At 71.6% G+C, this 24,178-nt stretch carries 17 protein-coding genes and 1 pseudogene; all 18 read left to right on the forward strand.

Annotated features, from left to right (window positions below; translation table 11 throughout):
- Positions 1–47: 47 nt before the first annotated feature.
- The 18 genes and pseudogenes from ACI2LP_RS01845 (at position 48) to ACI2LP_RS01930 (ending at position 24,166) form a co-directional block, all read left to right on the forward strand.
- A complete protein-coding gene (locus ACI2LP_RS01845; protein WP_404722560.1) occupies positions 48–1,364 on the forward strand; it encodes a nucleotide sugar dehydrogenase in 1,317 nt (438 codons plus the stop codon).
- Positions 1,354–2,618: pseudogene (locus ACI2LP_RS01850) on the forward strand (glycosyltransferase family 4 protein). Before ACI2LP_RS01845 ends, ACI2LP_RS01850 begins: the two are co-directional and overlap by 11 nt.
- On the forward strand, positions 2,615–4,009 hold the full coding sequence (locus ACI2LP_RS01855) for a Wzz/FepE/Etk N-terminal domain-containing protein (RefSeq protein ID WP_404722561.1): 1,395 nt from the start codon (positions 2,615–2,617) through the stop codon (positions 4,007–4,009). Before ACI2LP_RS01850 ends, ACI2LP_RS01855 begins: the two are co-directional and overlap by 4 nt.
- Complete coding sequence (locus tag ACI2LP_RS01860; protein ID WP_404722562.1) at positions 4,006–5,526, forward strand: Wzz/FepE/Etk N-terminal domain-containing protein; 1,521 nt, start codon at positions 4,006–4,008, stop codon at positions 5,524–5,526. The genes ACI2LP_RS01855 and ACI2LP_RS01860 overlap by 4 nt, the downstream gene beginning before the upstream one ends.
- 3 nt (positions 5,527–5,529) lie before the next feature.
- The gene (asnB, locus tag ACI2LP_RS01865; protein WP_404722563.1) at positions 5,530–7,464 is read left to right on the forward strand and encodes an asparagine synthase (glutamine-hydrolyzing); all 1,935 of its coding nucleotides are present in this window, start codon (positions 5,530–5,532) and stop codon (positions 7,462–7,464) included.
- A 27-nt stretch (positions 7,465–7,491) separates the two neighbouring features.
- Positions 7,492–9,681, forward strand: a complete 2,190-nt coding sequence (locus ACI2LP_RS01870; protein WP_404722564.1) for a bi-domain-containing oxidoreductase — start codon at positions 7,492–7,494, stop codon at positions 9,679–9,681.
- Positions 9,678–11,654, forward strand: coding sequence for an alginate lyase family protein (locus ACI2LP_RS01875; protein ID WP_404722565.1), 1,977 nt, complete (start codon positions 9,678–9,680; stop codon positions 11,652–11,654). Before ACI2LP_RS01870 ends, ACI2LP_RS01875 begins: the two co-directional genes overlap by 4 nt.
- A 9-nt stretch (positions 11,655–11,663) precedes the next feature.
- Positions 11,664–13,184 carry a right-handed parallel beta-helix repeat-containing protein gene (locus ACI2LP_RS01880; protein ID WP_404722566.1) on the forward strand — a complete coding sequence of 507 codons (1,521 nt, stop codon included), beginning with the start codon at positions 11,664–11,666 and terminating at the stop codon, positions 13,182–13,184.
- Between the two features lies 1 nt (position 13,185).
- Complete coding sequence (locus ACI2LP_RS01885; protein WP_404722567.1) at positions 13,186–14,418, forward strand: O-antigen ligase domain-containing protein; 1,233 nt, start codon at positions 13,186–13,188, stop codon at positions 14,416–14,418.
- 2 nt (positions 14,419–14,420) lie between these two features.
- On the forward strand, positions 14,421–15,695 hold the full coding sequence (locus ACI2LP_RS01890; protein WP_404722568.1) for a glycosyltransferase: 1,275 nt from the start codon (positions 14,421–14,423) through the stop codon (positions 15,693–15,695).
- The gene (locus ACI2LP_RS01895; RefSeq protein ID WP_404722569.1) at positions 15,692–16,927 is read left to right on the forward strand and encodes a class I SAM-dependent methyltransferase; all 1,236 of its coding nucleotides are present in this window, start codon (positions 15,692–15,694) and stop codon (positions 16,925–16,927) included. The genes ACI2LP_RS01890 and ACI2LP_RS01895 overlap by 4 nt, the downstream gene beginning before the upstream one ends.
- Entirely contained in the window at positions 16,924–17,733 is an 810-nt protein-coding gene (locus ACI2LP_RS01900) for a glucose-1-phosphate cytidylyltransferase (RefSeq protein WP_404722570.1), read from the forward strand. The genes ACI2LP_RS01895 and ACI2LP_RS01900 overlap by 4 nt, the downstream gene beginning before the upstream one ends.
- Positions 17,730–18,377 carry a PIG-L deacetylase family protein gene (locus ACI2LP_RS01905; RefSeq protein ID WP_404722571.1) on the forward strand — a complete coding sequence of 216 codons (648 nt, stop codon included), beginning with the start codon at positions 17,730–17,732 and terminating at the stop codon, positions 18,375–18,377. The genes ACI2LP_RS01900 and ACI2LP_RS01905 overlap by 4 nt, the downstream gene beginning before the upstream one ends.
- 3 nt (positions 18,378–18,380) lie before the next feature.
- Positions 18,381–19,406: an NAD-dependent epimerase/dehydratase family protein gene (locus ACI2LP_RS01910; RefSeq protein ID WP_404722572.1), complete on the forward strand. Its 1,026-nt coding sequence runs from the start codon at positions 18,381–18,383 to the stop codon at positions 19,404–19,406.
- Positions 19,394–20,677 carry a DUF4910 domain-containing protein gene (locus tag ACI2LP_RS01915; RefSeq protein ID WP_404722573.1) on the forward strand — a complete coding sequence of 428 codons (1,284 nt, stop codon included), beginning with the start codon at positions 19,394–19,396 and terminating at the stop codon, positions 20,675–20,677. The genes ACI2LP_RS01910 and ACI2LP_RS01915 overlap by 13 nt, the downstream gene beginning before the upstream one ends.
- A 5-nt stretch (positions 20,678–20,682) precedes the next feature.
- A complete protein-coding gene (locus ACI2LP_RS01920) occupies positions 20,683–21,993 on the forward strand; it encodes a hypothetical protein (protein ID WP_404722574.1) in 1,311 nt (436 codons plus the stop codon).
- Positions 21,990–22,937, forward strand: a complete 948-nt coding sequence (locus ACI2LP_RS01925) for a glycosyltransferase family 2 protein (RefSeq protein WP_404722575.1) — start codon at positions 21,990–21,992, stop codon at positions 22,935–22,937. The genes ACI2LP_RS01920 and ACI2LP_RS01925 overlap by 4 nt, the downstream gene beginning before the upstream one ends.
- Positions 22,934–24,166: a polysaccharide pyruvyl transferase family protein gene (locus tag ACI2LP_RS01930; RefSeq protein ID WP_404722576.1), complete on the forward strand. Its 1,233-nt coding sequence runs from the start codon at positions 22,934–22,936 to the stop codon at positions 24,164–24,166. Before ACI2LP_RS01925 ends, ACI2LP_RS01930 begins: the two co-directional genes overlap by 4 nt.
- The last annotated feature ends 12 nt before the right edge of the window (positions 24,167–24,178 follow it).

Consider the following 24,178-nt stretch of genomic DNA (forward strand, 5'->3'; position numbering starts at 1 on the left):
GCGCGGATGGCAGGCCAAAAGGGCCTGCCTGGGGAGAGGAACGGGTCATGAGGGTCAGCGTCCTGGGGCTCGGCTACGTGGGCTGCGTGTCGGCCGCGTGCCTGGCCAGCCTGGGTCACGAGGTCATCGGGGTGGACGTGAACCAGGTGAAGGTCGACCTGGTCAACGACGGCAAGGCCCCGGTGGTCGAGGAGCGGATCGGCGAGCTCATCGCCGAGGTCGTGCGGGCCGGAGCGTTACGCGCTACTGGCGACGTCCGCGAGGCGATCATGGGCAGCGAGGTGTCGCTGGTCTGCGTGGGCACGCCGTCGGAGCCCAACGGCAGCCTGTGCACCACGTACCTGGAGCGGGTCACCGAGCAGATCGGTGCCGCGGTGGCTGAGCGGGGTGGGCGGCAGACCGTCGTGTTCCGCAGCACCATGCTCCCGGGCACCTGCCTGAACCTGCTGGTACCGATCCTGGAGAAGTACGTCGGCGGCACGGCCGGGGTGGACTTCGGGGTCGCGGTCAACCCGGAGTTCCTGCGCGAGGGCACGAGCGTGCGGGACTTCTTCGACCCGCCCAAGACCGTCATCGGCGAGCTCGACCCGGCAAGCGGCGACGTGGTGGCGGCGCTGTACGACGGATTGCCCGGCGAGGTGTTCCGGGTGCCCATCCCGACGGCCGAGGCGATCAAATACGCGGACAACGCGTTCCACGGCCTCAAGATCGGCTTCGCGAACGAGCTCGGCGCGGTGTGCCAGGCGCTCGGGGTGGACTCGCACCAGGTGATCGACGTGTTCCTGGCCGACCGCAAGCTGAACATCAGCCCCGCCTACCTGCGCCCCGGCTTCGCCTTCGGTGGCTCCTGCCTGCCCAAGGACTTGCGCAGCCTGGTCCACGCGGCGCGGCGGGCCGACATCTCGGTGCCCATCCTCGCCCATGTGCTGCCCTCCAACGCCGAACATCTGCAGCGCGCGGTGGAGTTGGTCGAGCGCACCGGCAAGCGTCGGGTGGGCATGTTCGGGCTGTCCTTCAAACCCGGCACCGACGACCTCCGCGAAAGCCCGCTCGTCGAGCTGGCGGAGAGGCTCTTCGGCAAGGGGTACGACCTGCGGATCTACGACCCCAACGTGAACCTCTCCCGGCTGCTCGGCGCGAACCGCGAGTACATCGAGACCCGGCTGCCGCACCTCGCGCAGCTGCTGGCGAACTCTGTCGGCGAGGTGCTCGAGCATGCCGAGGTGTGCCTGGTCGGGACCAGGGATCCGGCCGTGGTGTCGGCGCTGCCCCATGGCGACGGCCCGGTGATCGTCGACCTCATCCACCTTCCCGACGCCGAGGCGCGCCGGGCCGAACCGGGGTACGTGGGCCTTGCTTGGTGACATAACCAGCGGCGACCGGCCGGACCGGCGCGCGCTGATTCTGGTGGAGAACCTGTCGGTGCCGTTCGACCGGCGGGTGTGGCAGGAGTGCACGACGCTGCGCGACGCGGGCTGGACGGTGCACGTCATCTGTCCCCGGGGGGAGAAGCGGGACACGGAGCCGGAGGCGGAGATCGACGGGGTGCGCATCCACCGCTACCCGTTGCGCGCGGCGACCGGAGGGCCGGCCGGCTACCTCCGGGAGTACGGATCGGCGTTGTGGCACACGCTCCGGCTGGCCCGCAAGGTCGGCCCGGTCGACGTGGTCCACGCCTGCAATCCGCCAGACCTGCTGTTCCTGCCGGCACTGTGGCTGAAGCGGCGCGGGGCGCGGTTCGTCTTCGACCAGCACGACCTGGTACCCGAGCTGTACCTCTCCCGGTTCGACCGCGGCGAAGATCTGCTCTACCGCGCCGTGTGCGCGCTGGAACGGCGGACCTACCGGGCCGCGGACGTCGTGCTCGCCACGAACGAGAGCTACCGGGACGTCGCGCTGCGCCGTGGCGGGCAGCGGCCGGAAGACGTCTTCGTGGTGCGCAGCGCGCCCGACACCAACCGGTTCCAGCCGGTACCGCCCGAGCCGGAGCTGAAGCGCGGCAAGCCCCATCTGCTGTGCTACCTCGGCGTCATGGGCCCCCAGGACGGCGTCGACTACGCCTTGCGGGCCCTCGCGAAGCTGCGCGACGAGTTCGGGCGGACCGACTGGCATGCGGTGTTCGTCGGCGGCGGCGACACCTTCGACGCGATGGTCGAGCTGTCCCGGCGGCTCGGGCTCTCGGAGCAGGTGCAGTTCACCGGGCGCATCCCGGACGCCGACCTGGCGCGCTACCTGTCCACCGCGGACGTGTGCCTCTCCCCCGACCCGCACAATCCGCTCAACGACGTGTCGACCATGAACAAGGTCCTGGAGTACATGGTGATGGGACGGCCGATCGTCTCGTTCGACCTCCGGGAGGCGCGGGTCTCCGCCGGCGACGCCGCCGTCTACGCACCCGCCAACGACGAGGCCGAGTTCGCCAAGCTCATCGCGCTGCTCCTGGACGACCCGGAGAAGCGGGCCCGCATGGGCAAGATCGGCGAGGAACGGATCAACGGGCCGCTCGCCTGGCGGAACTCCCAGCAATCGCTGCTCGCCGCCTACGCCGCTGCCTGCCGGGACCACGCCCCGGTGTCGGCGGGCGCCCGGTCCGCACAGGGAAGAGGCCGCGCCGTTGAGCGATGACACGATCCGCCTGGTCACGATCGGGCGGATTATCCGTCGGCGGTGGCGGCTTCTCGCCGTCCTCACCGTGGTGGGCGCGCTCGTCGGCTACGGCACCTCGGCGCTGTTCCCGCCGCGTTACACGGCGTCGGCATCGGTCCTGCTGCCGGGGCAGTGGGACGAGCGCGGGCTGCTGACTCAGGTGGACATAGCGACCAGTTCGGCGGTGGTCGACCGCGCGGCTGCCACACTCGGCTGGACCGGGGTCAGCGGCAGCGAGCTGCGGGATCGGGTGAGCGCCAAGGCCGCCGACGGGAACATCATCAAGATCTCGGGTACGGCTGACACCCCGCAGCGCGCACAGCAACTCTCCGACCAGGTGGCCCGGCAGTTCGTCGCCTTCGCCGCGCGGATCGGAGGCGACAACAGCGACCCCGAAGCGGCGGCGCGGCCCGAGGCACTGCGGCAGATGGTGGTCCAGACCAGCCGCCGCATCACCGAGCTGGCCGATGCAGCCGATCCGGGGCAGACCGTGGAGAGCGTGCAGGCCCGCACCGAGCTCGCGAAGCTGCGCACCGCGCTGCAGGAGGCCATCACCAAGCTGGACCAGGCCGATCCGGCTGCCAACAAGGCCAACATGGTCGTCATGGGGCCGGCTGCCCGGCCGGCCGGCGAGGCACCGCCGACGAGGACGCAGCTCATCGTCGCCGGGGCGCTGCTGTTCTTCCTGCTCGCGGTCATCGGCCATCTCACCGCCGCACGGATGAGTCGCCGACTGCGCACCGAACCGGAGATTGCCGCGGCGCTGGGCTCGGCACTCCTTGGCAGCGTCGACGTACCCGGTGAACAGCCCGCGCGCCGGCCTGAAGACCGTGGCCGGGCCCGGATCCGCCGGCTGCTGGGCCTCGACGTCCGGTGGGACCTGCCGACCCCGCAGACCTCCGGCGACGAGGCCGGCAGGCAGATCCGCTACCGGCGGGTGTGCGCCCGCCTGCGCGAGCAACTGCCGTCCCCCCGACCGCTGCTGGTCGTCGTCCCGGACGGCGACGAGATCGCCCGCCGGGCCGCCGGGCAGCTCGCCGCCGAGGCCGAGACCGACCCTTCCCCAAGCTCTTCGAGCAGGGGATACCCCATGCTGCGGGTGGTGGAGGTTTCGGTGTCCCAGCCGATGGTGCCGGACCGTGACAACGAGTCCGGTGCCCTCGTCGTGGTCAGCGCGGGCAACTGGACCGCAGAGGAACTCGCCGGCATCGCCGAGGCGTGTGCGGACGCCCAGCACGAGGTCATCGGCATCGTCCTCGCCGGCACGGTCCGGGCCCGTCCGACGCGGTCTGCCGGCCCGTCTCGGGATGCCGCCACGCCGGCGCTCGCGGTCGGCAACAACGCGACGGGAGGTTCCGGATGACGACGAGTACGACCGCGGAATCATCGGGGGCCGCTCCCCTGCTGGACCTGCAAGCGCTGGTGGTGGCGGTGCGGAGGCGGCGCCGCCTCTGGTGCGCCATGGCGCTGCTGGGACTGCTCGCCGGCGCGGCGGTGGCGGTGCTGCTGCCGCCGCCGCCGACCGCGGTGACCAAGGTGCTGGTCGCGCATCAGCAGGACCAGCCGAACGACCCCGGAACTCTGATCCGCACCGACGTCGCGCTGCTGCACACCACGCGGATCGCCGACAAGGCCCTGCAGTCCCTCAAGTCCCCGGAAAAGCCGGAGGACTTCATGCAGGACTACGGGGGTATCGGCGTGACCAACAACCTGCTGCAGATCAATGTGACGGGTGACAGCGACGCGGAAGCGGTGGCCCGCGCCAAGGCGCTGGCCGATGCGTTCGTCGCGGACCATGTGAAGCGGATACAACAAGCCGCGGACGCCGAAGCCAAGACTCTGCTCGCCCAGCGTGACCGCATGCGCGACGAACTCGCCCAGGTCAACAAGACGATCGGAGAGGGAACGCGGCAGAGCGGACCGAAGGCGTCGGCGGACATGGAGTCGCTCTTCGCCCGCCGGGCCGAACTCACCTCGCGGATCACCGATTTCGGCCAGCGCGCCGCGGAGGCGCGCATCGGCACGCCCCAACTCATCGCCGGCACACAGATCGTGGACGCCCCGCGCGCGGTGCGGCACTCTCTGCCCAAGACCGCTGTCACCAACGCCGCGATCGGGTTCGTCCTCGGGCTCGTCCTCGGACTCGCGGTGGCCGCGGTCGGCACGGTGGTGGCGGACCGCCCCGTGCTGCGCCGGGAGATCGCGGCGAACCTCGGCGCCTCGGTCATCGCGGAGCTGCCCCGCCGGTCGGCCAGGCTGTGGCAGCGCCGACGGATCCGGGCGGCACGCACACGGCTCACCGCGTCCCTGGCCCGCATCGTGCGCGGCTCCGCGGAACCGCTGTCGCTGCTGGAACTGGGCTGTGCACGCAGCACGAGCGTCATCGCCCTGGACGTCGCCGCGGCACTGGCGGCGGACGAGCCGGTGGTCATCATCGATGCTCTGCCCGGCCAGCAGCTCGCGGGCCGCCGCCCAAAGCCGGGAGATCCCACCGTGGTCAGCGGCGAGCAGGCCGCGACCGTGTCGCAGCAGCAGCGCCGGCTCGGCGTCGGCTCGGTGGCGCCCGGCGCGGCGTGGACCGACCTCCAGTACCTCGGTACCCAGACCGTGCTCGTCGTGCGTGCCGGGCACGGCAGCGCCGCATGGCTGCACACCGTGGCGCGGCAGCTCGCGGACCTGCGCATTCCGGTGATCGGGGTGGTGCTGATCGACCCCGATCCGCGGGACCGGACCGACGGCACGCTGTGGGACGGGCTGCACACCGCGCTGCGCGGCCACAACGAGCGGCTGGCCCGGCAGAGCGGGACCGGCAGGCGGCGCACGGAGCGGCAGCCGATGTGGGCCGCACGGGTCCCGGACAGCGACCAGGAGGCACGGTAGGACATGTGTGGCATCGCAGGCACTTACCGATGGCCGGACGGGAAGGCCGTGACCGACCGGCTCACCGACACCCTCGCCCACCGCGGTCCGGACGGGGCGGGCCGGTACAGCCACTCCGTCGGTGACGGCGAGGTGCACCTCGGGCACCGTCGGCTGGCCATCATCGACCTGTCCGAGACCGGCGCCCAGCCGATGGTCTCGGGCGGCCTCGTCCTGACGTACAACGGGGAGCTGTACAACGCGCCCGAGTTACGTGCCGAACTGGCAGCCGCCGGGGTGCGCTTCCGCGGTACCTCCGACACCGAGGTGCTGCTGGAGGCCTGGCGGCGCTGGGGCACGGACTGCCTGCCCCGGCTGCGCGGCATGTTCGCGTTCGGGATCTTCGACGAGCGAACCGGTGACCTGGTGCTCGCCCGCGACCAACTCGGCATCAAGCCGCTGTTCCTGCTCCGGCGCGGTGAGGGCCTGGTGTTCGCCTCCGAGCTCAAGGCGCTCGCCGCCGCCACCGGCGGATCGCTGCAGGTGGACGAGGCGGCGCTGGTGGCGTCACTGCTGTACTACTGGGTGCCGGACTCACGGTGCGCGTTCCGCGAGGCGGAGAAGCTGCCGCCGGGGAGCTGGCTGCGGTGCCGGCCCGACGGCCGGGTGGAGCGCGGCAGGTACTGGCATCTGAAGGACGTCGCCGCCGAGGGCCGGGAGCGGGCCCGGGGCGGCGAGCAGCCGGACCTGGCCGCCATCGTCGAGGAGTCGACTCGCCGCCACCTGCTCTCCGACGTACCCGTGGCGACCTTCCTCTCCGGCGGCCTCGACTCCAGCTACCTGACCGCGCTGGCCGCCCGCGACCAACCCGGGATCTCCGCCTACACGATCGGGTTCCGCGCCGAGGACGCCAAGTTCGAGGCGATGCCGGACGACCTTCGCTACGCCCGGCAGGTGGCCGAGCGGTTCGGCGTCGACCTGCACGAGATCGAGATCGCTCCGAACGTGCTCGACCTGCTGCCGCAGATGACGTACCACCTGGACGAGCCGATCGGCGACCCCGCCGCGATCAACACTTTCCTGATCTGCCAGGCCGCCCGGGATGCCGGGGTCAAGGTGATGCTCTCGGGGATGGGTGCCGACGAGCTGTTCGCCGGTTACCGCAAGCACCTGGCCAACCTCCTTGCACTGCGCTACCAGCGCATCCCGCGGCCCCTGCGGCGCGGGGTGTCCCGGGCCGTGGACCGGCTGCCGGTCGCCACGGCCCGCCGGGGGTACCGGTCGGTGCGCTTCGCGAAGCGGTTCCTCTCCTTCGCCGATCTGCCGGAGGAGACCGCGTTCCGGCGCAGCTACACCATGTACGACCAGGACGAGCTGCTCGCCCTGGTCAATCCGGACTTGGCCGGGACGGTCGGGGACGTGCTGACCGAGCATGCGGACATCTACCAGGACAACGACCTCGACGACTTCGTCAACCGCATGTGCCTGGGCGACGCCCGGATGTTCCTGCCGGGCCTGAACCTCACGTACACGGACCGGTCGAGCATGGCCGCGTCGACCGAGGTGCGGGTGCCGTACGTGGACGTCGAGGTGGTCAAGGCGGCGTTCGCCGTGCCCGGCGATCGCAAGATCGTCGGACGACAGGGCAAGGCCGTCCTCAAGGAGGCGGCCACCTCGATCCTGCCCCGGGAGATCGTGTATCGGCCCAAGGGCCTGTTCAGCGCCCCGCTGCGCGCCTGGATGAGCCGGGATCTGGCACCGCTGGTGCGCGAGGTGGTGCACGACGGCGTGCTCGTCAACTCCGGGTTCCTGCGCCGCGACGCGCTGGCGCGCATGGTCGCCGAGGACGCTGCCGGGCAGCGGGACTTCTCCAAGCATCTCTGGCATGTGCTGACCCTCGAGTACTGGTACCGCGACGCGACCTCCGGGTCCGGCCGGAGCGCTCGCTCGGCGGCGTAGAAGACGGCGTAGAAACAAGGGGACTCTGTGAAGCAGGTTGTGCAGAACTACAAGAGCGGCGAGCTGGCGGTGCTCGACGTGCCGGTGCCGGGGTGCAAGCCGGGCGGTGTGCTGGTCCGCACCGCCTACTCGCTGATATCCACGGGGACCGAGCTCATGAAGGTGTCCGAGGCCGGCATGTCGATGCTGGGCAAGGCCCGCTCCCGTCCCGATCAGGTGGCCAAGGTCATGCAGAGCGTGGCCACCAACGGGGTGCCCGCCACCTACCGCAAGGTGATGGGCAAGCTGGACTCCTACACGCCGCTGGGCTACTCGCTGTGCGGGGTGGTCGAGCAGGTCGGCGCCGGGATCGACGATGCGAAGGTCGGCGACCTCGTGGCCTGCGCCGGCAACGAGCACGCGTTGCACGCCGAGCTGAACTGGGTGCCGAAGAACCTCTACGCCCCGGTGCCGGACGGCCTCGCGCCGCGGCACGCGGCCTTCGGCACCGTCGGGTCGATCGCGATGCAGGGCGTGCGCCGCGGCGAGCCGCAACTCGGCGACGTGGCGCTGGTCATCGGCCTCGGGCTGATCGGGCAGTTGGTGGTGCAGCTCCTCGCCGCTTCGGGGGTCCGCGTCGTCGGGGTCGACCCCGACCCGGTGCGCTGCGAGCTCGCCGAGGGCCTGGGCGCCGCGGCCTGCGGCGATCCCGAGTCCGCGGCCGTGGAAGCCGCAGTCGCCGAACTCACCGGCGGTCACGGCGTGGACCAGGTGTACCTGGCCGCCGGCGGCGGCAGCAACCAGCCCGTCGAGCTGGCCGCCCGGTTGTGCCGGGATCGTGGCCGGGTCGTCGACATCGGCAAGTGCCGCCTGGACCTGCCGTGGAACGCGTACTACGAGAAGGAGCTCGACGTCCGGTTCTCGCGCAGTTACGGTCCCGGGCGCTACGACCCGGAGTACGAGCTCGAGGGGCGGGACTACCCGATCGGCTACGTGCGCTGGACCGAGCGCCGCAACCTGGCGTGCTTCCTCGATCTCCTCGCCCGCGGCAGCGTCGACGTGGAGCCCCTGGTCTCCCACATCGCCGACTTCGACGACGCCGTCGAGACGTACCAGAGCCTGAAGGACGGCGACCTGAAGGCCGTGGCCGTGCTGTTCCGGTACCCCGAGCAGAAGGAGGAAGCGGGGGAAGCGGAGGCCCCGGCGGTCGCAGTGCCCGCGGTGCGACGCAGCGGCAAAGCGTCCACCCCGGCCCGGTCCGCCCAGGCACCGGTGCGGTTGGCGTTCGTCGGCGCGGGAAACTACGCGACGTCGATGCTGCTGCCGCACCTGGCACAGCGCGACGGCGTCGAGTTGTCCACGGTCGTCACCACGACGGCGCTGTCCGCGGCCAACGCCAAGCGGAAGTTCGGCTTCGCCGAGGCGACCACCGATCTCGACGCCGTACTCGGCGACAAGTCCATCGACGCGGTGTTCGTGGTCACCCGCCACAGCTCGCACGCCGAACTGACCCGAAGGGCGCTGCTGGCCGGCAAGGCGGTGTTCGTGGAGAAGCCCCTGGCGCTCACCGAGGACGACCTGGCCGGTGTGCTCGCGGCGGTGGAGGAGTCCGGCAACGACCGGCTGCAGGTGGGCTTCAACCGCCGGTTCGCGCCGCTGTTGCAGGAGGCCAGGAAGCGGTTCGGCGCCCGGACCGGTCCGGCGAGCCTGCGCTACCTGGTCAACGCGGGCCGGCTGCAGCACGGCAGCTGGTACCTCCAACAGGGCACCGAGGGCTCGCGCTTCGCCGGCGAGGGCGGACACTTCATCGACACGGCGAGCTGGCTGCTCGAGGCCGACCCGGTCTCGGTGTACGCGACCGCCACGGCCGGCAACGAGGACCTGCAGGTCGTGCTGCACTACCCGGACGGGTCCACCGCCACCATCAGCTACGTCACCACCGGCGCGCCCAGCTTCCCCAAGGAGACGCTGGACCTCGTCGCGGACGGCAAGGTGCTGCGGCTCGACGACTTCGTCCGTGCCTCGGTATACGGCCGCAAGCGGTGGGTCAGTTCGCGGCTGCCCAAGGCCCGGGACAAGGGCCAGTCCGCCGAGCTGGCCGCGTTCATCAAGGCCGTGCGGACCGGCGGGCCGATGCCGGTGCCGCTGGAGTCGCTGGTCGCCACCACCGCGGCCACCCTCGCCGTACAAGCAGGCCTGGCCGGCGGCGCGCCGGTGACGCTGGCGAGGGCACGATGACCATGAGCGCGGGCTGGTACCTGCGGCGGTTGTCCCGGATGGGACCGCGGGAGGTCGGCGGCCGGGTGGGCGACGCGGTGCGCAGGCGGCGGTGGCGGTCGGCGCCGCCGGACTGCCCGAGCGTGAACGGCGCCCGGTTCACCGCGGTACTGCCCGCCGGGACGATCGCCGCAGTGCCGCCGGACGCAGCGAAACGGCTCATCGCCGAGGCGGACCGGCTGATGGCCGGGCACGCCGAGTACTTCGGGGTGGACCGCGACGACATGGTCAACCCCGACTGGTGGTACGACCCGAAGACCGGGCGCCGGGCTCCGTGGGGGTACGCCTTCGACGTGCCGTACCGGAACGAGGACGCGGTCGGGGACATCAAGCAGATCTGGGAGCCGTCCCGGCATCAGTACCTCACCGTGCTCGCCGCCGCCTACGCGATCACCGGGAACGAGCGGTACGCCGAGCGGGTGGCCGAGCACCTGCGGTTGTGGTGGGCGGCCAACGCGCCGCTGCGCGGAGTGCACTGGGTCAGCGGCATCGAGCTGGGCATCAGGCTGCTGTCCTGGGTGTGGATCCGCCGGCTGCTCGACGGCTGGCCGGGCGCGGCCGGGCTGTTCGAGGACAACCCGGTGGCGCTGAACCAGATCTGGCACCACCAGCGCTGGCTGGCCGCCTTCCCCAGCCGGGGGTCCTCTGCGAACAACCACGTCATCGCCGAGGCCGCCGGGCAGTTCGCCGCAGCCTGCGCGTTCGGCTGGTTCCCCTCCTCGGCGCGTTGGCGAGCCGGCGCGCTGCGCTCGCTGGAGCGGCAGCTGCGCGGCAACACCTTCCACTCGGGCCTCAACCGCGAGTTGGCCACCGAGTATCACGGACTCGTGCTGGAGCTCGGCCTGGCCGCGGTGGCCGAGGCGGATGCCGCCGACGTGCCGGTCCCCGCATCGCTCCGGCTGGTGCTGCTGCGGATGACCGACGCCCTCGCGGCCATCGTGGACAACCGGCTGCGGCCGCCGCGCCAGGGGGACGCGGACGACGGGCACGGTCTGGTCGTGGACGGCGCGGGCACCGACCGCTGGGGCTCGTTGCTGGCCACCGGGGACGCCGTGTTCGGCCGGCTCGACTGGTGGCCGGCGGTGACCGGCACCGATGTGCGCACCCCGCTGCTTGCCGCGCTCATCCGGCCGTACTCGAAGAATGGAACTGCACCGGCCGTGACCCGCCCGGCAAGCCGACCGGCCCACTTGGCTGACGCGGGCATGACCATCCTGCGCGGTCCGGAGGAGATCTGGTGCCGCTGCGACGGTGGCCCGCACGGATTCCTGTCCATCGCCGCGCATGCCCACGCGGACGCGCTGTCCCTAGAGGTCCGGCACGACGGAGTCGACGTGCTCGCCGACCCGGGGACGTACTGCTACCACGGGCAGCCCGAGTGGCGTGAGTACTTCCGGTCCACCCTCGGCCACAACACCCTGCAGCTGGACGGCGGTGACCAGTCCGCCTCCGGCGGCCCGTTCCTGTGGACCCGCCATGCCCGCAGCCGCGTCCTGGTCGCGGACACATCCGACACCTCCGACGGGGGGACGGTCCGCTGGTGCGCCGAACACGACGGCTACCAGGGCTCCGTGCACCGCCGCCGGGTGGAACTGACCGCCGCGAGCCAGGAGTTGCGGGTGGTCGACGAGGTGCGCGGCCCGCGCCGGGACATGCGCCTCGCGTTCCACCTCGGCCCGGCGATCACCGCGGACCTGGCGGAGAACCGGGCCGTGCTCACCTGGACCCGGGACGGCGAGGACCGCTCCGCGGTGCTCGACCTGCCCGGGCAGCTGCGCTGGCGCGCGCATCGCGGCGAGAGTGACCCGCCGCTGGGCTGGTACTCCGCCGGATTCGGACGCAAGGAACCCTCCACCACGCTGGTCGGCACCGGTTTCGCCGACGGCGCTGTGCTGTTGGGGGAGTTCACCACCGTGCTCAGGTTCCGCGGCTAGGGAGGACGCGTGGTGATCAAGAAGCGGCACTGGGCGTTGCCGACGGCACCGCTGGTGCTGGTCCTGCTGGCGGCGACCGGCTGCGTGAGCACACCGAGCGCCCCGGCGGAGCCGACCGCGGCCCGATCCGCGCCCGTGGCCCGGGTGTGCGCCAAGCCTGCGGCCGGGCCGGCGAAGGCGCCGGCGGGTGCGGTGACGGTCGACCCCGCGGTGGTCGGTGACCTGGCTGCGAAAACCAAGAAAAGCCCGCCGAACACCACGTTCTGGCTGCGGCCGGGGAAACACAGGCTCGAATCGGACCGTTACGCCCAGATAATCCCCAAGAAGGGGAACACCTACCTCGGCGCGCCGGGCGCGGTGCTCGACGGCCGGAAGACCAACCAGTACGCGTTCGGCGGTGCCGCCCGCGACGTCACCATCCGGTACCTGACCGTGCAGGGTTTCGTCGCGCCGCAGAACGAGGGCGTGGTCAACCACGACTCGGCCGACGGGTGGGTGATCGAGCACGCGACGATCCAGAACAACTCCGGCGCCGGGCTGATGGCCGGTGCCCGCCAGCAAATCCGCGCCAGCTGCCTGCGCGGCAACGGACAGTACGGAATGAACGCGTACAAGGCCGACGACTCCATCAGTGACCTGGTGCTCGAGGGCAACGAGATCGTGGGCAACAACAAGGACGACTGGGAGCGGCGGCGGCCGGGCTGCGGCTGCAGTGGAGGCGTTAAGTTCTGGGCCGTCAACGGCGCCGACGTACGCGGCAACTGGGTGCACGCCAACCACGGAGCCGGGTTATGGGCGGACACCAACAACAACGACTTCCGCATCGAGGGCAACGTGCTCGAGGCCAACGACGGTGCCGCGCTGATCTACGAGACCAGCTACAACGCGGTCATCCGGAAAAACACGATCCGGCGGAACAACTGGGTCGAGGGCCGCAAGTACGCCGACCGCGGCGACAACTTCCCGTTCGCGACCGTCTACCTGTCCGAGTCCGGCGGCGAACCACGGATCCGAGCCCGCACGGACAAGATCGAGATCTACCGGAACGTGCTGGAGAACAACTGGTCCGGGATCACCCTGTGGGAGAACGCCGACCGGTTCTGCAACAGCCCGGCCAACACCTCGTCCGGTGACTGCACGCTGCTGGTGCGGGACACCGACCGCTGCGCGCAGCCGGCGATCGCCACCGCACCGCTCTACGCCGACTGCCGGTGGAAGACCCAGCGGGTGGACATCCACCACAACCGCTTCGTGCTGGACACGTCCGTCGTCGGGTGCACGGTGAAGTGCGGCCGCATGGCCGTGCTCGCCAACTACGGCACCTATCCCGACTGGACGCCGTACCCGGGCGAACGGGTGGCTGAGGCGATCACCCACAAGCAGCAGAACCGCTGGCACGACAACGTCTACCGCGGACCATGGAGCTTCATCGCCCACGACCCGAGCCGAAAGCTCGACTTCGGGCAGTGGCAGGGCACGCCGTACCAGCAGGACGCGGGCAGCACCTTCCGCGCACGGGACGGTGGTTGAGATGGCCGCGGACCACACGTCGAAGATCGTCGGGACGGCCTGGGGGCTGCTGATCCTCAACACGCTCGGCTCCGCCGGCGCGAAGACCATCGTTCCGCTGCCCCGCTCCCTCATCCAGATGGCCACCATGGGCGCGCTGGTCGCCGCGTTCGTGCTGGCACTCGCCGTCAATCTCCAGCTGCGCATCCGGGCCAGCGCCTTCGTGTTCCTGCTCACCCTGCTGCTCGTGCCGAGCGTGATCTCCAGCGCGAACCTGGAGTCCGGGTTCGGCGCGCTGTTCCGCTGCGCCCGGCTGGCTCTCTTCGTCGGCACGCTGTGGCTGCTCAGCCGCTGGTGGAACGGAAACCTGACGTTCGTCCGGCACCACATCCGGATGTACTTCGTGGTCCTCGGGTCGGTGGCCGCCGGCCTGGTCATCTCACCGGGCGCCGCCATGCCCGAGCTCTACGGCGGGCGCCTGGTCGGCGCGTTGTGGCCGCTCACCCCGCCGCAGATCGGACAGTACGCCGCAGTGATCATCGGGCTCACCGTGCTGCTCCTCCTGGGCCGCCGGACCACCAGGGGCAGCGCGGCGGTGGTCATCGTGCCGGCACTCGTCCTGCTCGCGCTGACCCATACCCGGACTGCCACGCTCGGCCTACTCATTGGGCTGGTGCTGGCGATCGGCTCGCTCATCCTGACCAGCGCCGCCGCCCGCCGGTTCTTCGCCTGGGCGGTGCTGTGCGCCGCCGTGGCCGCGGTGGCGTTCAGCGCCGCGCTGCAGGCGTGGTTCCTGCGCGGACAGAGCAAGGAGAACTTCTCCAACCTCACCGGTCGGGCCAAGGTCTGGGACGCCCTGCTGGCAGCCCCCCGGACCACCTCGGAGTACCTGTTCGGCGCGGGCCTGGGCGACAAGTCGTTCGGCGGGCTGCCGATCGACAACAGCTGGCTGGCCGTTTACCACGAGCAGGGTCTGACCGGCGCAGCCATCGTGGCGGCGATCATCATCGTGCTGGGCGGCGTCGCGTTGCTGCGGCCACCGTCGCTGCAGAGGGCCTGCGCGATCTTCCTGATCAGCTACTGCGCGATCGCGTCGTACACCGAGGCCGGTCTGGGCGACGCCTCGCCGTATCTGCTGCATCTGACCGCGGCCGCCTCGCTGCTTGCGACACCTGCCGCGGCCACTCCCCTCGCGACGCCCGAAGTCCCTCAACGACGCATACCGCGATGGGTCCAGAGATCGGAGGTGACCTGAGCATGCACATCCTCGTAGTCCACAACCGCTACGCCTCGGCGCAGCCGAGCGGGGAGAACAACGTCGTCGACCAGGAGGTGGCGCTGCTGCGCGAGGCCGGCCACCGGGTCGAGGTGTTCGAGCGGCGCAGCGACGACATCGCCGCCCGGTCCCTGCTTTCCAAGGCCGCGGTGCCGCTCCTCGTGCCGTGGAACCCGGCGGTCCGCACGGAGCTCGCCGGCCGGCTTCGCACCGAGCGGCCGGATGTCGTGCACGTGCACAACGTCTTCCCGCTCCTGTCCCCCGCGGTCCTTGCCGCCTGCGCCGACGCCGACGTGCCCGCCGTCGCCACACTGCACAACTACACCCAGGTCTGCCCGCCCGGCACGCTGCAGCGGGACGGCCGGCCGTGCACCGAGTGCGTCGGGTCCACGCCGCTGCCCGCCGTCCGGCACGGCTGCTACCGGAACTCCCGCCTTGCGACGGTGCCGCTCGCGGTCAGCCTGTCGGTCAACCGGCGGCGGTGGTGGTCCGGCGTGGAGCGGTTCTTCTGCATCTCCGCGGCGCAGCGCGACGTCCTGGTGCGGTCCGGCATGCCGGCCGAGCGGCTGGCGGTGAAGCACAACTTCGTGCCCGACCCGGACGCCCGCCGAGCGGGCGCCGGCGAGCATCTGCTCTATCTCGGCCGGCTCGCGGAGGCCAAGGGCGTGCGGCTGCTCATGGCCGCGTGGGACGAGATCGCAGCGAGCGGCGGTGTGGGCGTGCCGCTCGTGATCGCCGGCGCGGGGCCGCTGGAGCCGGAGGTGACCGCCTGGGCGGCGGGCCGGGACGACGTGCGGTACGTCGGCCTGTACGACCCCGCTCAGTGCCGGCAGGCCATCGCGCGCTCGGTCGCCGTGGTGGCTCCCTCGACCTGGCTGGAGGCGTTCGGCCTGGTGGTCGTGGAGGCGATGGCGGCGGGGGTCCCGGCCGTCGCCGCCGGTCACGGCGCCTTCGTCGAACTCGTCGAGGACGGGGTGACCGGGCTGTTGCACCAGCCGGGCGACCTCGCCTCGCTCGCGTCCTGCGTGCGCCGGATCGCGAACGATCCGCACCGCAACCAGGAGATGGGCCAGGCGGCCCGGCGCCGATACGAGCAGGGCTTCAGCCCGGCCGTCGGCCTCGAACGCCTGGTGGAGGGGTACCGCACCGCGATCGCGGGTCGGTCCGGCGGCGGGGACACCGTGCCGTCGCTAGGTAATGGAAACACTGGCTCGCGGCGGGGAACCCGCGCGAGCAGGGATGGGGGCAGTAGATGACACGATGCCGACTCTGCAGCTCGGCGGCGTTGGGGAGCGTCGTCGATCTGGGGGCGACCCCGCCGTGTGAGAGCTTTCTCGCCGCGGACCAACTGGACCAGCCGGAACCGGCGTACCCGCTGCACCTGCGGGTCTGCACCGACTGCTGGCTCGCGCAGATCCCCCCGCTGATCACGCCGGAGGAGACGTTCACGCAGTACGCGTACTTCTCCTCCTACTCGACCTCCTGGGTGGAGCACGCGCGCACGTTCGTCGCCGACACCGCAGCGCGCCTTGCTCTCGGCCCCGACGCCTTCGTGGTCGAGGTCGCGAGCAACGACGGGTACCTGCTCCGGCACATGGTCGACCGGGGAATCCCATGCCTCGGCATCGAGCCGTCGGTGAACGTCGGCGCCGCGGCACGGGACGCGGGCGTACCCACGCTCACGGCGTTCCTGGACCCGGACACCGGCTCGGCCGTCCGCGCCGAGCACGGCCCGGCGGACCTGGTCGTGGCCAACAACGTGTACGCGCACATCCCCGACGTGGTCGGGTTCACCAAGGGGCTGCGCGCCCTGGTCGCCGACGACGGCTGGGTCTCCATCGAGGTGCAGCACCTGCTGACCCTGATCGAGGAGAACCAGTACGACACGATCTACCACGAGCACTTCCAGTACTACACGGTCGCGTCCGCGATCCGGGCGCTGGCGAGCGGCGGACTCGCGCTCGTGGACGTCGAGCTGCTGCCCACGCACGGCGGCTCCATCCGGCTGTGGGCCCGGCCGGCCGAGGTGGCCGGCGAGCCGACGCAGCGGGTGGCCGACGTGCTCGCCCGGGAGAAGGCCGCCGGGCTGCAGGAGCTGTCCGGATACACCGAGTTCTCCGCCCGGGTGGCCAAGGTCCGCCGCGATCTGCTGCGGTTCCTGATCGAGGCGGCCGAGCGCGGCGAGACGGTCGTCGGCTACGGCGCCCCGGGCAAGGGCAACACCCTGCTCAACCACTGCGGCATCCGGCCCGACCTGCTCCCGTACACGGTCGACCGCAACCCCTACAAGCACGGCAGGTACACCCCGGGCACCCGCATCCCCATCCTGCCGCCCGAACAGATAGCCGCCGACAAGCCGGACTACGTCCTCGTCCTCCCGTGGAACCTGCGGGCCGAGCTGGTCGAGCAGCTGTCCTTCGTGCACGACTGGGGCGGCCGCCTCGTCTTTCCCATCCCGGAACTGAGCATTGTCGAGGTCAAGTCATGAAGGTCGTTCTGTTCTGCGGCGGTTACGGGCTGCGGATGCGCAGCGGAGCCTCCGACGACATGCCCAAGCCGATGGCGATGGTCGGCCCGCGGCCGCTGATCTGGCATGTCATGCGCTACTACGCGTACTTCGGGCACACGGAGTTCATCCTGTGCCTCGGGTACGGGGCGCACCACATCAAGAACTTCTTCCTCAACTACGAGGAGACGACGTCCAACGACTTCGTGCTGCGGGGCGGGCGGACCGAGCTGCTGTCCACCGACATCGCCTCCTGGACGATCACGTTCGTGCAGACCGGCATCGAGTCGCCGATCGGGGAGCGGCTGCGCCGGGTGCGGCACCACCTAGACGGCGACGAGATGTTCCTCGCCAACTACGCCGACGTGCTCACCGACGCCCCGCTGCCGGAGATGATCGACCGGTTCGCCCGGCGCGACGCCGGTGCGTCGATGATGGTGGTGCCGCCGCAGTCGTCGTTCCACTGCGTGGACCTGGGCGAGGACGGCCTGGTGGGGGGCATCACCGCGGTGAGCGACATGCCGCTGTGGGAGAACGGCGGCTACTTCGTGCTCCGCCAGGAGGTCTTCGACCACATACCGGAGAACGGGGACCTGGTCGCCGACGGATGCGCCCAACTGGCCAAGCAGGGACGGTTGGTGGCGCACCAGCACCGTGGCTTCTGGAAGCCGACCGACACCGTGAAGGAACGGGCCGCACTCGACGACGCCTACGCCCGGGGCGACCGCCCGTGGGCCGTGTGGGAACGGGACGGCGCGAATGCGAGCGCCGGAGCGAGGACCGCGTGATCCGGCTCGGGGCCGGGCGCCTGGACCGGATCGTCGCGGTGGGCGCGCACTGCGACGACATCGCCATCGGCGCCGGCGGCACGCTGCTGACGATGTGCCTCGCACGGCCGGGCATCCGGGTCGACGCGCTGGTGCTCTCCGGCGGTGGCAGCGAGCGGGAACAGGAGGAGCGGGCCGCGCTCACCGCCTTCTGCCCGGGCGCCGAACTGCGGCTGACCGTGCTCAAGTTGCCGGACGGCCGACTGCCCGCGCACTGGGAGGAGGCCAAAGCCGCGGTGGAGGAACTGCGCCTGCAGAGCGAACCGGATCTGGTGCTGGCGCCGCGTACCGATGACGCGCACCAGGATCACCGCGGCCTGGCGAAGCTGATGACCACCGCATTCCGCGACCACCTCGTGCTCCGCTACGAGATCGTCAAGTGGGACGGCGATCTCGGCCGTCCGGCGGCGTACCAGCCGCTGTCGCCGGAGATCGCCGAACAGAAAGTGCGGCTGCTGCAGGAGCACTACCCCTCGCAGCGGCACCGGCCCTGGTACGACCGGGAGGCCTTCCTCGGCCTTGCACGAATCCGCGGCATCGAATGCCACGCGCGCTACGCCGAGGCGTTCGCCGTCACCAAACTCACTCTCAATCTGGGGGAATGAACCTTGCGCGTACTGCTGACCGGACACCAGGGCTACCTGGGCACCGTGATGGCCCCGGTCCTCACGGCCGCCGGACACGAAGTCGTCGGCCTCGACGCCGGACTGTTCGCCGACTGCGTCCTTGGCCCGCCGCCCGCCGACCCGCCGGGGCCCCGGGTGGACCTGCGCGACGTCACGGCCGACCACGTGGCCGGGGTGGACGCCGTGATCCACCTGGCCGCGCTGTCCAACGACCCACTGGGATCGCTGGCGCCGGACCTCACCTACGACATCAACCACCACGCCTCCGTGCGGCTGGCCCGGCTGGCCCGCGACGCCGGAGTGCGGCGCTTCCTGTACGCGTCGACCTGCTCGGTCTACGGTGCCGCCGGCGGCGACGACCTGGTGACCGAGGACGCCCCGCTGCGCCCGGTGACGCCGTACGCGGAGTCCAAGGTGCGGGTGGAGGACGACCTGCACGCGCTGTCCGACGGCGACTTCACCCCGGTGTTCATGCGCAACGCCACCGCCTTCGGCTACTCACCCCGGCTGCGCGCCGACATCGTGCTGAACAACCTGGTGGGCCACGCGCTCCTGTCCGGCGAGGTCCTTGTGCTCTCCGACGGCACCCCCTGGCGCCCGCTGGTGCACGCCGCCGACATCGCACGGGCCTTCACGGCCGCGCTGACCGCGCCGCGCGAAGCCGTGCACGACCGGGCGTTCAACATCGGCAGCGAGGTCAACAACGTCACGGTCGCCGAGATCGCCGAGCAGGTCGCCGAGGCGGTGTCCGGCGCGAAGGTGGTGATCACCGGTGAGGCCGGTGCCGATCCGCGGTCGTACCGGGTGGACTTCTCCCGGTTCCGCGCCGCGGTGCCCGGCTTCGACTGCGAGTGGACGGTGAAGCAGGGCGCGCTCGAACTCGCCGACGCCTATGGGAAATACAGGTTGACCCGGGAGGACTTCGAGCGACGCTTCACCCGGCTGGCCGTGCTGCGCGCGGCGTCCGACGCCGGCGCCGTCGACGACACCCTGCGGTGGCGCCGATGACCGCGGCCGGCGAAGAGATGTACGCGCTGGTGGAGCGGTTGTACCCGCTGTGCCGGAGCATCACCGGCGACGGTGTGCGCGCCACCCTGGAAATCGTCGGCGAGTACGTTCCGCTGCAGGTGCACGAGGTGCCGACCGGGACGCAAGTGCTCGACTGGACGGTGCCGCAGGAGTGGAACATCCGGGACGCGTACATCGCCGACACCGCCGGCAACCGGGTCGTCGACTTCGCCGCGTCCAGCCTGCACGTGCTCGGCTACAGCGTGCCGGTGTCGGCGACCATGCCGCTGGCCGAGCTGCGTGAACACCTGCACACCTTGCCGGACCACCCGGCCTGGGTGCCGTACCGCACCAGCTACTACACGCCGGAATGGGGGTTCTGCCTGGCCCAGGAGACCTTGGACGCGCTGCCGGACGGCGAGTACGAGGTGCGCATCGACTCCACACTCGCAGATGGCCACCTCACCTACGCCGAGCACGTGGTCCCCGGGCAGGTCGCCGACGAGGTGATCGTCTCCTGCCACGTCTGCCACCCGTCGCTGGCCAACGACAACCTGGCCGGCATCGCGGTGGCGACGTTCCTGGCCCGGGCGCTGGCACAGGAGACGCCGTGGTACACCTACCGGTTCCTGTTCGCGCCCGGCACCATCGGGGCGATCACCTGGCTGGCCCGCAACGCGGAGCGGGTTGAGCGGGTCAAGCACGGGCTGGTGCTGGCCTGCGCCGGCGACTCGGGCCGGCTGACGTACAAGCAGAGCAGGCGCGGCGACGCGGAGATCGACCGGGTGATGCGGCACGTGCTTCTCGCCTCCGAACGCCCGCACCGCGTCGCCGAGTTCACTCCGTACGGCTACGACGAGCGGCAGTTCTGCTCGCCCGGGTTCGATCTCGGCGTGGGCTCGCTCAGCCGGACCCCGTACGCCGGCTACCCCGAATACCACACCTCGGCGGACAACCTGGACTTCGTCTCCCCGGAGGCGATGGCGGACACGCTCGCCCTCTGCCGCGAGGCATTCGCCGTGCTTGACCGCAACCGGCGGTACCTCAACCTCAGCCCCTACGGCGAGCCACAGCTGGGCCGGCGCGGGTTGTACGACTCGCTCGGCGGCCGCAGCGACGCGAAGCAGGCCCAGATGGCCATGCTCTGGGTGCTCAGCCTCTCCGACGGCGAGCACAGTCTGCTGGACGTCGCCGAGCGGTCCGGGCTGCCGTTCGACACCGTCGCCGTCGCGGCCGGCGCCCTGCACGGCGCCGGGCTGATCAAGGCCTGACGCCGATGACCACCGAGGGGGACAAGACGACGGCACCGGCGGACCGGCCCAAAGACGCCCGGCGGACCGCCAAGCGGGCCTTCGTCGGCCGGCTGTCCTGGGGACTGGCCGACCAGGCGGCCTCCAGCATGACCAACTTCGCGGTGGGGATCTACGTGGCGCGCTCGCTCGGGGTGACCGCGTTCGGCGTGTTCAGCCTGGCCTGGGTGACCTACGGCGTGGTGCTCAACGTCTCCCGCGGGCTGGCCACCGACCCGCTCGTGGTGCGCTTCAGCGGCGTGTCGGACGCGTCCTGGCGCGGGGCGGTGGCCCGGTCGTCGGGTACCGCACTCGGCGTCGGTGCCGCCCTCGGCGCGGCGTGTCTGGTGGTCGGGCCGACCCTCGGCGGCAGCGTGGGGCCCGCGTTCGCGTGCCTCGGCGTCGTGCTGCCGGGGCTGCTGCTGCAGGACGCCTGGCGGTTCTCGTTCTTCGCCGCCGGCACCGGGCGGAAGGCGTTCGTCAACGACCTCGTGTGGGGCATCGCGCTCGTCCCGGCCATGGTCGTGGCGGCCCGCGTGGGCAGCGTGGCCGCTTTCGTGCTCGCCTGGGGCGCGTCCGCCGCAGTGGCCGCTGCGTACGGCTGCCTCCAGTGCGGCATCCGGCCTCGGATGACCGGGGCGCGCGGGTGGCTTCGCGAGCAGCGCGATCTCGGCTACCGGTACCTGGTCGAGAACGTCAGTCTCAGCGGCGCGAGCCAACTGCGTGCGTACGGGCTCGGCGCGATCGTCGGGGTCGGCGCGGTGGGTGCGGTGCGGGGCGCCGAGCTCCTGCTCGGCCCGTTCCTCGCTGTGCTGATGGGGCTGTCGCTGGTCACCGTCCCGGAGGCCGCACGGGTGCTACGGCAAGCCCCGCACCGCCTTGGCCCGTTCTGCCTCCTGCTGGGCGGCGGGCAGGCCGCCGCCGCGCTGCTCTGGGGCGGGGCGCTGCTGCTGATGCCGGACCGGCTCGGCGAGTTGGTGCTCGGCGGCGTCTGGCACTCCGCCGCGGCGCTTGTCGTGCCGGTCACCATCGGTGTCGCGGGCGCGGGCCTCGGCACCGGCGCGGCGGCCGGGCTGCGCGCGCTCGGCGCGGCCCGGCGCAGCCTGCGCTGCCAGCTGTTCGCCTCCGCCTGCTATGTCGGCGGCGGGCTCGGCGGGGCGGCCGTCGCCGGCACGGTCGGCTCGGCCTGGGGCGTCGCCGCCGCGACCGTCAGCGGCTCGGCCGTGTGGTGGCTGCAGCTGCGGTCCGCCCTGCGCGAGCACCACCAGAACCCCATCCCCGAAGTGAGGACCTCATGACCGCCCAACCCAGGCTGAGCATCGGCCTGCCCGTGTACAACGGCGAGGAGTACCTGGCCGAGTCGCTCGACGCCCTGCTCGGCCAGACCTACGAGGACTTCGAGCTGGTCATCTCCGACAACGCCTCGGCCGACGGGACCCAGGACATCTGCCGCCGGTACGCCGCGAAGGACTCGCGCATCCGGTACCTCCGGCTGCCCCGGAACATCGGCGCCACGCCGAACCACAACCATGTGTTCGCCGAGTCCCGCGGCGAGCTGTTCAAGTGGGCCTCGCACGACGACCTGTACGCCCGGGACCTGCTGCGGCGCTGCGTTCAGGCGCTGGACGAACGGCCGGACATGATCCTCGCGCACACCGGCCAGGCGGTCATCGACGGCGACGGCCAGGTGAAGGTCCCCTACGAGTACGGGCTCGCCACCGACTCCCCGCACGCGCCGGAGCGCTTCCGCAGTCTGTTGTTCGAGGCGGGTGGCGACGACTTCTACGGGGTGATGCGGGCCGACATGCTGCGCCGGGTGAAACCGATGGACAGCTACCACCACGCGGACCGCACGTACGTCGCCGAGATCACCCTGCACGGGCCCTTCCACCAGGTGCCGGAGCTGCTGTACTTCCGCCGCGACCACCCCGCCCGCGCCGAGCGCGCGAACCCGTCCAAGCGCTCCCGGTGCGTCAACCTGGACCCGCGCCGGGCCGGCTTGCTGCACCCGACACCCCGGCTGCTCGCCGAGTACGTCTGGGGCTTCGCCTCGGCGATCCGGCGGGCGCCGCTGTCCCCGGCCGACCGGCGCGCGTGCTACCGCCACCTGACCGCGTGGATGACCAGCCGGGTCCGGCCGGACGCCGGCGAACGGGTCGAGGACCGCGCCCCGGTCGACCCGGACCGGATCACTGTCTCCGTCGACGCCCTTGTCGCCGGCCGTGAGGGGAGGCAGGCATGACGCCCGCGAACGAGACTCCGGTGCGCGTCGGGGTGTTCGGCCTGCTCGGCTCCGGCAACCTCGGCAACGACGGGTCCCTCGAGGCCGTGCTCGGGTATCTCCGCGCCGAGCACCCGGAGGCGGTCGTGGACGCTCTGTGCGGCGGACCCGAGGTCGTCGCGACCCGGTACGGCATCCCCGCGACGCGGCTGCACTGGTACCGCGGGGAGTACCGGACCGCGTCGCGTGCGGGCGCGCTCGCGGCGAAGGGTCTGGGCAAACTCGTCGACGCCTTCCGCACCGCTGCCTGGGTGCGCCGGCACGACGTGGTGATCGTGCCGGGCATGGGCGTCCTGGAGGCCACGCTGCCGCTGCGGCCGTGGGGCTTCCCGTACTCGCTGTTCCTGCTCTGCGCGACCGGCCGGCTGTTCGGCACCCGGGTCGCGCTGGTCGGCGTCGGCGCCGCCGCGATCGGCAACCGGCCGATCCGAACCCTGGTGCGCTGGTCGGCGCGGCTGGCCACCTACCGGTCGTACCGGGACGCCCCGTCCCGCGACGCGATGCGGGCGATGGGCGTGGACACCGCACGCGACGAGGTCTACCCGGACCTCGCATTCGCCCTGCCGACGCCGCCGGCGAGCGCGCCCTCGGGCCCGCCGGGCCTGGTCTGCGTCGGCGTCATGGCCTTCCACGGCGGCAACGACGACCGTGCCCGGGCCGAGGAGATCCACCGGCGCTACCTCGACGGGACGATCCGCTTCGTCCGCGCGCTGGTCGAGGACGGCAGGCCGGTCCGGCTGCTCACCGGCGACGGGGTCGACGCGCCGGTGGTCGCCGCGATCCTCGACGCGGTGGACTCGCCACTGGTCACCGCGGCCGAGGCGTCCTCACTGGCCGACCTGATGAAGGAGATGGCGGCTGCCGACACCGTGGTGGCGATCCGGTACCACAACCTGATCTGCGCGCTGAAGACCGGAACGCCGGTGCTCGCACTCAGCTATGCGGCGAAGAGCGACGCGCTCATGGCCCAGATGGGGCTTGCCGCGTACTGCCACCCGGCGCGCGAGGTCGACGCCGACCGGCTGCTCGAGCAGTTCCGGGCGCTGGAGAAGCGATCGGCCGAGCTGCGACGGACCCTCACCGAGCGGAACCTGGCCGCCGCCCGGCGCCTCGAGCACCAGTTCAACGCCTTGACAGCAGCCCTGTTCCCGGCGACCGACCACGCCCACGCCTTGCGGGAGGCTCCATGAATGCGACCGGAA

It is taken from the genome of Streptomyces sp. NPDC019890 (assembly GCF_044903445.1).
In the GTDB taxonomy this organism is placed as follows: domain Bacteria; phylum Actinomycetota; class Actinomycetes; order Streptomycetales; family Streptomycetaceae; genus Streptomyces.